Consider the following 8,902-nt stretch of genomic DNA (forward strand, 5'->3'; position numbering starts at 1 on the left):
GCCGGGGCAGGGTGCTGCCAGGGGACACGCCGGGCACGCCGCCGCGCCGCCCCGTTGTATGGATCAACGTGAGCGGCGCGGAAGGAGGTTGGCGGGATGAGGCCCCGTGCCCGGTCAGGTCAGCAGCATCCGCGCCCAGCCGGCCCGGGCGCCGGCCACCACGGTCAGCGCGTAGGCCGCCACCGGCAGCAGCAGCACCCCGAGTGCGGCGAGCGCCCAGGCCTGCGGGTAGGAGGTGACCGCCCACTGCTTCAGCGCCATGGTGGACTCGCCGCCGCCGTACGCGGCCAGCATGTACGGGGTGGCCATCAGACCCACGGGAACAGTGAGCGCGAAGACCACGGCCAGCAGGTCCAGCGGCCACAGCACCGTCACGAACAGCAGCGTGTACGCCAGTTCGCGCCAGCTGGCCCCCTCGGAGAACCGCTTCCTGCACCAGGGGCCGAGCCCCGGCTCCTCCGGGTCCTCGTGCGGGTCGCGCAGGGCGCGGTGGCCGACCATCCGCAGCCGGCGCCGCTCGACCACGCCCATCGGGACGCCGGACAACAGGGCCGCCAGCAGGACGGGAACCCCCACGAGCACGACGGTGAGCGCGCCGCCCACCGCGAAGGCGGTGAGTATCGCGATCAGCCCGGTCAGGCCCACCGGAGTGCTGCTCAGCAGATAGGCGGTCGCCCGCCACGGCCAGGACGAGAACAGGAACCCGGGGCGGCGGACCGCCACCCACACCGATTTCGTTTCCACGATTGCCATGACTCCACCGTAGAAATCGGGCACCCCCCGCGCCCAGCAGCCCAGTTCTACTTCCGGGGTATGCCTGGCCCTACCCCGAAGACTCTGTTCCGCCGCAATGTGCCGGACCCCCGACTCACGGTTTTGTTGAGTCAGCAGTCGGAGCGCCGCAGCAGCGGGGCCAAGTCACTTGGGAGTCCACATGTCGACGGTCGCGAACACCCAGAGCTATGTCGAGACGTGCCCGCAGCGTTCGCTGGTGGCCGGGCGTCTGCCCGCCGGCGGCGCCGCGCCGACCGTGGTGTTCACAGGCCCGCTCCCCGGCACCGGGACCACGCGTTCCGTCGTCCGGGCCCAGGTCGTCGGCGACGTGTGGGTCGCCCAGACCCCGGGCTCCTTCTCCCACGCCTCCTACCGCGACGGCGGCCGGTGCGTGAACCGCCGCCCGGTCTCCTAGGACCCGCCGGCCCCACCACTGCGCAGACCTGAAGACCTCACGACCCGCAAGACCCGCAGAACCGCAGAACCAAGACCTGAAGTCATCCGCAGCACCGTAGAAGAAGAGGCCATCATGAAGCTCCGCGCCCGCCACCTGTCCGTCGCCGTCCTCGCGCTCGCCGCCGGCGTCCTCGCCACCGGCTGCGAGGCCGGCCAGGAGGGATCCAAGAGCAAGAGCACCTCGTACGACGTCACCGGGAAGGTGTCGGCGCTGGACGTGCGGACCCCGGGCGGCGACATCAAGGTCGTCGCCGGTGACGGCAGCACGGTCCGGGTCACCGAGAAGGTGACGTACAGCGGTGACAAGCCGCAGACGGAGCACACCACGCGGGGCGGCACCCTGCTGCTGACGCCCGGGGACGGCTGCACCGAGGACGGCGGAGCCTCCAAGTGCACCGTGGACTACACCGTGGAGGTGCCGAAGTCCCTCGCGGCGGTCCTGGACAGCAAGGGCGGGAGCATCTCGGTGTCCGGGCTGGCCGGCGCACTCGAGGTGAAGTCCGGCGGGGGCAAGGTGACCGCGGACCGGATCACCGCCAAGCGGTTCACCGTGGACGGCAACGGTGGCGCGATCGACGCCCGGTTCACCACGGCGCCGGACACCGTGGACATCGACACCCGGGCCGGCGACGTGTCGGTGCAGGTGCCGGGGGCCGAGGCGTACGCGGTGAAGGCCACCAGCAACGGCGGCTCGTCGAAGGTCGACGTGAAGACCGACCCCGCGTCCACCCGCAAAATCACGCTGCACACGGACGGCGGCGACGTGAAGCTGAGCGCCGCGGGCTGAGCCCGCGCGGCACCGCACCACGGCGACGGGCCGGACGCTCCCCGCGAAGGAGCGCCCGGCCCGCCGCCGTCACGGGCCAGAACGCCGCCGCGAGGACCGACTGCACCGCGGGCGGCACCCGCAGCGTCCCCCGGGTGTGCGGGGCCATCATGGAGACGACGCGGTGACCGAGGTCGCGGGCGGCGCCGATCCCGGCCAGGTAGCCGTGGACCGCGCCCGCCATGCCCCACACGGTGACGCCGCCCGTGGACAGCGTCATGCTGTCCAGCCCGGCCCCGCAGAAGGCCGGCCCGCCCTTGGCGTACGGGACGTCCGGCACCCGGAACATCTGCGCGAGGGCCTGTGGCCGAGGAGTTCGCCGCCGAGCAGCGCGGTCGGGAAGCGGACGGGGTCGGGCACGGTGGAGACCATCTCGCCCGCGGCGCCGTGGATGGTGGGCTGTGCTCGGTGATGTCCAGGCCGTTCTCGTACCCGCGCAGGTGCGGGGCCGGCAGGACGGGGCCGGCGCCGGGCAGCGTGGTGGCGTCCAGCCCGACAGGGGGACGCCGCCGGGCCGGCCGGGCAGGACCGACGCCCGCCCGCGTGCCTCGTTCTGTGCCAGGGCGGCGGGCAGTTGCGCGGCCGCCACGACGTTGCGCACGGCGCCGCGCTCGGCGAGCCGGTGGACGATGGCGAGGCTCGTCCCGGTGCACGCCACGGCGGCCGGCTGGACCGCCGAGAAGTGCCCGGCGGCCGGCGTGAGCGCCACGCTCCCCAGCGCCAGGAACCGGCCGGCCTCGCACGTCGCCATCAGCCGACGCCGGTCCCGGCGGTCCACGAGCACGCCGGCGGGCAGCTGCACCAGCAGCAGGGGCAGCAGGGGCGCGAAACGACACCGCCGACATCACCAGGGGCGAGTCGGTGTGCCGGAGGACGATCAGCGGATACGGGACTCCGGTGACCCTGGTGCCGAGGACAGGGCGGCCCCGCACCACAGGAGCAGGAAGGCCCGGTTCCTGCGCAGCGGTGGCGCGCCGGCTGCCTTCTCGTGTGCCTCTGCGGTCAGCCCTCCCACGGTTCTGCCATGGCGACGGCTATCTTGCGCGGGCCGGTGAAGGGCTCCCGGCCGTGGGCGGCGAGCATGTTGTCGACGATGAGGACGTCGTCGCGCTCCCAGTCGAAGCGGGTGGACGCCGCGCGGTAGGCCGCGCGCAGGTGGTCCATCACCTCGTCGGGGATGCGGCCGCCGTCCCCGTAGTACGTGTTGGTGGGCAGGTCCTCCTCGGCGAAGATCTCCCGCAGCCCTTCCCGGACCTCGGGGGCCAGGGAGGTGACGTGGAAGAACGTCGCGTGGTTGAACCAGACGGGGGCGCCGCTCTCCGGGTGGGTGTGCACGGCGCGGCGCACGGCGGTGGTGCGCAGGCCGCCGTCCGGTCGCCAGTGCGGGTCCAGGCCCTTGCCGCGGCAGTACTCCTCGACCGCGTCCCGGTCCGTGGTGCCGAAGGCCTCCTGCCACTGCACGCCGAACTCGGCGTGGAAGTTGCGTACGACGCGCCAGCCTCGGCGCGCGAACTCCTCGCGGACGTCGGGGTCGATGTGCCGGTAGACCTCACGGATGTCGGCGAGCGGGGTGGCGCCCCGGGTGAGGGCCGGCTCGATGCAGAAGAAGTACAGGGTGCGCGGCCAGGCTGCCTGGTAGGAGTTCTCGTTGTGCAGGAAGATCTCCTCGCCCTGGGGGTAGTCGGTCGAGGTGTAGACCTGCCCCTTGATGGTGGAGCGGGGAGAGGAGCGCTCGGCGTAGGTGAGCGGTGCCGAACGGGAGAACTCACGGACCACGCCGTCGAATCCGTCCACTCCGCCCACCTCGAAGCCGCGCAGCAGGATCGCTCCGTGCTCGGCGAGGACGCGGCGCAGCTTGTCGTGGTTCTCGTGGAGGTATCCGTGTACTGAGGTGCCGGGGGCGTCCGGCGGCGCGAGGAACTCGACGGCGGTCATGCGGCGTGGGCTCCGTTCTTCTCGGTGTCGTGGGGCGCGGAGGCGTGGGGTGCGGTGTTCTGGGGCGCGGAGGCGTGCGGGCCGGTGGCGTGCGCGTCGCTGTGGTGCCGAGCGAGGGCGGCGGCACCGCGGTCGTGCCGGTCGTCGGCGTGCGGCGGGTTCTGGATCTCCCGCAGGTAGTCCCGCAGCACTACGGGGCCTGTGCTGCCGGCCTCCCTGGCGAGCGCGGCGAACAGTCCGGGGCCCGTCGGCAGGTTCTGCACCGTCCAGGTGTCCGGGCCGTTCGGCTCGACGTGGGTGACGCGGACCGGGCCGTCGTCGGCGGGGCGTACCTCGATGGTGCGCAGGTCGGCGACGATGCCCACGCCGGAGGCCTTCACCACGGCCTCCTTGCGCGTCCAGCAGCGGAAGAAGGCCGCCAGGCGGAGTTCCCCGGTGGGCTGGGCCCGCATGTGGGCGAGTTCGTCGTCCGTGAGCACGATCGTGGACGAGCCCTCCACGTCGACGGTCCTGCCGTCCTCGACGTCGGCGCCCACCTGGCGGTCGGCGACGACGGCGAGCAGCCAGTGCCCGCCGGAGCGCGACAGGTTGAAGTCGAGGCCGCTGGGGGGCCAGTCGATGCGCGGGCGCCCGTGTTCGGGGTGCTCGCAGCGGGGGCAGGGCTGCCGCCCGAGCCTGATCTGCTCGGCCGGCACGCCCAGGTAGCGGGCCAGTATCCGGCGCAGGGCCGCGTGTGTTCCCGCGTACCGGACGGCGGCCTGCTGCGACCTGCGTCGTACGACCTCGAGTTCGGCGGCGGAGAGCAGGGCGGCGTCCTCGGGGAGCAGCGCGTCCGGTGCGCGGCCCCGCCAGATGTGGACGGCGTCCTGCGCGCGCAGCCGCTCGAGTTCGGCGGTCTCGGCAGTCATGGCGTCATCAGTCCGACATCGCCACCAGCACACGGCGGGCGCCGGTGAAGGGCCGGCGGCCGTGGGCGAGCAGCACGTTGTCGATGAGGAGCACGTCCCCGGTGCGCCAGTTGACGTCGATGGCGTTGGCCAGGCCCCGGTCGCGGATCTGCGCCACGTACTCGGCGGGGATCGGGCTGCCGTCGGCGAAGGTGACGTTCTGGGGGAGCTCGTCCTCCGGGAGGATCTGGGCGAGGGCCGCGGCGGTGTCGTCGCCGAGGCCGGCCGGGTGCCACTGGTCGGCTTGGTTGAACCAGCCCTCGACGCCGGTCACCGGGTGCCTGGTGGTGGCCGGGCGGACCGACTCGACGTGGATGCCGCCGTCGGCCTTCCACTCCCAGCCGGCTCCGGTGCCGTCGAGGAACGCCTCGACGTCCTCGCGGCTGTCGGTCTCGAAGGTGTCCTGCCAGCTCTTGCCGAGGCCGTAGCCGTCGTGCAGGTTCTGGATGTAGCGGACGCCGCCGGCGAAGGCCTGCCTGACCTCGTCGTCGAGGGAATCGAGCCACACCTCGGAGTCGAGCACCGGGGTCGCGCCGCCGCTGCCGGGCTGGATCTGGCAGTAGAAGGCGAGCCGGGCCGGCCAGGCGTGGGCGTAACTCATCTCGTTGTGCATCGAGATGGTGAATTCCTGCGGGTACTCGGTCGAGGTGTAGACGTTGCTGCCGACCTTGGTGCGCGGCGAGTTGCCGTGCACATAGGCGAGGCGGTTCGGCAGCAGCAGGTCCAGGACGTCGTCCAGGGCGCCGGGGGTCACCCCGAAGCCACGGAAGACCAGGGCCTTCTCCTGCACGAGGAGTTCTCCCAGTTCGTCGCCCATCGCCTTGAGGCGGTCGACGAGTTCCTCCGTGCCGCCGGCGAGCTCGGTCTCGATCTCGAGTGGCGACCAGATCTGCTGTTCAGTCATGGGCCGATCCCTTCACTATTTTCCAATTATCTAGGGAAAAGCTATAATTTTTCTATTTCGCCCCACTTCATCCAGATGCTGTGCGATGTCGGCCGTCAACTCCGCCTCGCACGGGTCGAGATAGAAGTGGTCGCCGGGGAAGGACCGCAGGGTGAAGCCGTCCGCGGTGGTCAGTTCCGCCCAGGCCTCCACCGACGCGCGCTCCTGGCCGGAGCCGGGGTCGCTGTCGCCGATGTACGCGCTGACAGGGGCACGTACCGGAGCGGGGCTCGCGGGGTGGTACGTCTCGATGAGCCGGTAGTCGGCGCGCAGCGCGGGCAGCAGCAGCTCCCGCAGCTCGGGGATGTCGAAGACCTCGGAGCCCAGGCTGCCGAGGCTGCGGACGCCCGCGATCAGCGCGTCGTCGTCGTCCTCGTGCAGCCCGCTGGGCCGGGCCCGGTGCGGGGCGGCCCGGCCGGACACCATCAGGCGGGCGGCCGTGGTGCCGTGCCGGGCCTCCAGGCGCAGCGCCACCTCGTAGGCGACGGCGGAGCCCATGCTGTGGCCGAACAGGGCCACCGGCCGGTCCAGGTACGGGACGAGCGCCCCGGTGATCCGGTCGGCGAGGGTCGCCATGTCCTCGACGCACGGTTCGGACAGCCGGTCCTGCCGGCCGGGATAGCGCACGGCCAGCACCTCGATGTCCCTGGGCAGCCTCGACGGCCAGCCGTGGTACAGCTGGGCGGTGCCGCCGGCGTGCGGGAAGCACACCAGGCGCAGCCGTGGCTCCACGGACCGCCGGTGCACCCGGAACCAGGCGGCGGCGCTGTCGGGTCCGGTCATGTTCGTCTCCCTTTCTCCCCTGGGCCTTCGGTGCCGGCCGGCGCGTCCTCGGTGCGCAGGGCGGGGCTGAGCAGGGCGCCCAGGGACAGCAGCGCCATCACGGCGCCGGTCAGCAGGATCGAGTCGGCGGCGCCCCACAGTTCGAGGGCGAGGCCGGCGAGGAGCGCGCCCAGCGAGTTCGTGCCGGAGGAGACGAGGTTCGCCGTGGCGGCGACGCGGCCCTGGAACTCGTCCGGTGTGGTGCGCACCTGGTAGACGGCGGCGGCGACGTTGAAGACGGCGCCGACCAGACTCGTGCCGGCGAACAGCGCCCCGAGCAGCAGCGGTTCGGCGTGGGTGAAGGAGATCGCCGTCATCAGACAGGCCCACACGGCGAGCCCGCCGACGAGGATGGTGCGTTGACCGCACCGGCGCATCCACCAGCCGCCGGTGAGCGCGCCGAGCATGCCGCCGATGCCGCCGCCCGTGACGACGACGGCGAGGACGGCCTCCGAACGGCCCTCGTCCTTGATCATCAGGATCACGGCGAGGCTGAGCACCTGGAACAGTGCGTTGGTGCCGGCGACGAAGCCGAGCGCCGTGCGCAGGAAACGCCGGCGCCACAACCACGCCATGCCCTCGGCGACTTCGCGGTGCAGCGCCTTGCGGGCGGCGGTCCGCTCCCCCTGGAACTCCTTCCTGATGAACAGCAGGGTCACCAGCGAGACGAGGTAGGCGACCGCGCCGAACAGGAACGGAACCCAGCGCACCGCGGTGTAGAAGAGGATGCCGGCGGGCTGGCCGAGCAGGCCCGCCGCCCGGCCGCGCGCCTCGTTCTGCGCCAGCGCCTGCGGCAGTTGCTCCTCGTGCACCACGTTGCGCACGGCCCCGCGTTCGGCCAGCCGGTAGAAGACGGTGAGGCAGGACTCGGCGAACGCCACGGCGGCGATGTGCGCCACCGAGACCCGGCCGGTGAGCACCGCGGCCGCGACCGTGGCGAGCGCCACCGTCCGGCCCGCCTCGCACAGCACCATCACGCGCCGCCGGTCCCACCGGTCCACGAGCGCCCCGGCCGGCAGCTGCACCAGCAGGGCGGGCAGCAGGGCCGCGAAGGTCACCAGGGACATGGAGACCGGCGAGCGGGTGTGCCAGAGCACGAGCAGCGGATAGGCGACCGCGGTGACCCGGGTGCCGAGGAACGACATGCCCGCTCCGGACCAGAGCAGGACGAAGTCGCGGTTCCTGCGCAGCGGCGGCGGCTCGGGGCGGGCCTCGGCCGGCGCCTGGGGGGCGATGGTCACCGGGACCGCCCCGCGCCGTCCGCCGGGCCGGTGGGCCCGCGGCGGCACCATTCCAGGACGGCCATGGCGCTGTGCATCTTGTTCTCGGCCTGCTGGAAGGCGAGGCTCGCGGGGCCGTCGAGGACGTCGGCGGTGACCTCCTCGCCCCGGTGCGCGGGCAGGTCGTGCAGGAAGACGGCCTTGGGGCTGTCCTCCCACAGCGCCTCGCCGACCTGGAACGGTGCGAAGAGGTCCCGCCAGTGGGGGTCCGGCTTGTTCGTGCCGGTGGTCTGCCAGCGCGTCGTGTAGACGGCGTCCTGGTCGGGGGGCAGCGCGGCCATGTCGTGGCGCTCGGCGAACCGGCCGCCGTGCCGGGCCGCCTGCTCCGCCGCCCGGGCCAGGAACCGGTCGGCGAGGCCGTAGCCGGGCGGGGTGCGCAGCTCCAGCTCGACGCCGGGGAAGCGGGTGAGGGCCAGTGCGAGGGCGGAGGCGGTGTTGTTGCCCTCCCCCACGTACAGGACGCGCAGCCCCTCCAGCCGGCCGAACCGGCCGAGGAGCGTGGTCAGATCGGTGAGCGCCTGGGTGGGGTGCTCGTCGGCGCTCATCGCGTTGATGACGGACATCCGGCGCTGGGCGGCCCAGGCGCGCATCTCGGCGGGGTCGTCCGCGGTGCGGGCGACGAGCACGTCGAGCATCCGGGACATGACCCGGCCGGTGTCCTCGCTGGTCTCACCGGTGTTGAGCTGGAGGTCGCCGTCACCGTACGAGACGATCTGCGCGCCGAGCCGCAGGGCGCCGGCCGAGAAGGCCGTGCGGGTGCGGGTGGAGGTCCGCCGGAAGTAGATGCCGGCGATGTCGCCCTCCAGGGGGCGGGCCCCCGCGGGGCCCCCCTCGGCGCTGAACAGGGCGCCGCGGGCGACGACGGCCCGCAGGTCCTCGTCGGTGAGGTCGTCGATGGATATCAGATGCCGCACGGCGG

The 8,902-nt window shown here is 72.8% G+C and carries 10 protein-coding genes; 2 read left to right on the forward strand and 8 right to left on the reverse strand.

Going from position 1 to position 8,902, the window contains the following annotated elements; genetic code table 11:
- Positions 1-114: 114 nt before the first annotated feature.
- On the reverse strand, positions 115-753 hold the full coding sequence (locus tag OHS71_RS19235; RefSeq protein ID WP_328480603.1) for a sensor domain-containing protein: 639 nt from the start codon (positions 751-753) through the stop codon (positions 115-117).
- Positions 754-934: 181 nt separating this feature from the next.
- Here OHS71_RS19235 and OHS71_RS19240 point away from each other — a divergent pair, with 181 nt between their 5' ends.
- Both OHS71_RS19240 and OHS71_RS19245 read left to right on the forward strand, forming a co-directional pair.
- Complete coding sequence (locus OHS71_RS19240; RefSeq protein ID WP_328480604.1) at positions 935-1,189, forward strand: hypothetical protein; 255 nt, start codon at positions 935-937, stop codon at positions 1,187-1,189.
- Between the two features lie 114 nt (positions 1,190-1,303).
- A complete protein-coding gene (locus tag OHS71_RS19245; protein WP_328480605.1) occupies positions 1,304-2,017 on the forward strand; it encodes a DUF4097 family beta strand repeat-containing protein in 714 nt (237 codons plus the stop codon).
- Here OHS71_RS19245 and OHS71_RS19250 read toward each other — a convergent pair.
- The 7 genes from OHS71_RS19250 to OHS71_RS19280 all read right to left on the reverse strand — a co-directional run bounded on the left by OHS71_RS19250 (position 1,968) and on the right by OHS71_RS19280 (position 8,897).
- Positions 1,968-2,858: a hypothetical protein gene (locus OHS71_RS19250; protein WP_328480606.1), complete on the reverse strand. Its 891-nt coding sequence runs from the start codon at positions 2,856-2,858 to the stop codon at positions 1,968-1,970. The genes OHS71_RS19245 and OHS71_RS19250 overlap by 50 nt on opposite strands.
- Before the next feature lie 200 nt (positions 2,859-3,058).
- Positions 3,059-3,991 (reverse strand): TauD/TfdA family dioxygenase, encoded by a 933-nt coding sequence (locus OHS71_RS19255; RefSeq protein WP_328480607.1) that lies wholly within the window; start codon positions 3,989-3,991, stop codon positions 3,059-3,061.
- Positions 3,988-4,899, reverse strand: coding sequence for a 4'-phosphopantetheinyl transferase family protein (locus OHS71_RS19260; RefSeq protein WP_328480608.1), 912 nt, complete (start codon positions 4,897-4,899; stop codon positions 3,988-3,990). Before OHS71_RS19260 ends, OHS71_RS19255 begins: the two co-directional genes overlap by 4 nt.
- 7 nt (positions 4,900-4,906) lie before the next feature.
- Positions 4,907-5,842: a TauD/TfdA family dioxygenase gene (locus OHS71_RS19265; RefSeq protein WP_328480609.1), complete on the reverse strand. Its 936-nt coding sequence runs from the start codon at positions 5,840-5,842 to the stop codon at positions 4,907-4,909.
- Between the two features lie 30 nt (positions 5,843-5,872).
- Positions 5,873-6,664, reverse strand: coding sequence for a thioesterase II family protein (locus OHS71_RS19270; protein ID WP_328480610.1), 792 nt, complete (start codon positions 6,662-6,664; stop codon positions 5,873-5,875).
- Positions 6,661-7,944 (reverse strand): MFS transporter, encoded by a 1,284-nt coding sequence (locus OHS71_RS19275; protein WP_328480611.1) that lies wholly within the window; start codon positions 7,942-7,944, stop codon positions 6,661-6,663. Before OHS71_RS19275 ends, OHS71_RS19270 begins: the two co-directional genes overlap by 4 nt.
- A complete protein-coding gene (locus tag OHS71_RS19280) occupies positions 7,941-8,897 on the reverse strand; it encodes an ornithine carbamoyltransferase (RefSeq protein ID WP_328480612.1) in 957 nt (318 codons plus the stop codon). The genes OHS71_RS19275 and OHS71_RS19280 overlap by 4 nt, the downstream gene beginning before the upstream one ends.
- Between the last annotated feature and the right edge of the window lie 5 nt (positions 8,898-8,902).

Origin of the sequence: Streptomyces sp. NBC_00377 (assembly GCF_036075115.1) — a bacterium.
Taxonomy (GTDB): domain Bacteria; phylum Actinomycetota; class Actinomycetes; order Streptomycetales; family Streptomycetaceae; genus Streptomyces.

Bases quoted from the DNA above. Each gene is read 5' to 3' on its own strand.
- OHS71_RS19235 (WP_328480603.1), bottom strand. From the start codon at position 753: ATGGCAATCGTGGAAACGAAATCGGTGTGGGTGGCGGTCCGCCGCCCC.
- OHS71_RS19240 (WP_328480604.1), top strand. From the start codon at position 935: ATGTCGACGGTCGCGAACACCCAGAGCTATGTCGAGACGTGCCCGCAG.
- OHS71_RS19245 (WP_328480605.1), top strand. From the start codon at position 1,304: ATGAAGCTCCGCGCCCGCCACCTGTCCGTCGCCGTCCTCGCGCTCGCC.
- OHS71_RS19255 (WP_328480607.1), bottom strand. From the start codon at position 3,991: ATGACCGCCGTCGAGTTCCTCGCGCCGCCGGACGCCCCCGGCACCTCA.
- OHS71_RS19260 (WP_328480608.1), bottom strand. From the start codon at position 4,899: ATGACTGCCGAGACCGCCGAACTCGAGCGGCTGCGCGCGCAGGACGCC.
- OHS71_RS19265 (WP_328480609.1), bottom strand. From the start codon at position 5,842: ATGACTGAACAGCAGATCTGGTCGCCACTCGAGATCGAGACCGAGCTC.
- OHS71_RS19270 (WP_328480610.1), bottom strand. From the start codon at position 6,664: ATGACCGGACCCGACAGCGCCGCCGCCTGGTTCCGGGTGCACCGGCGG.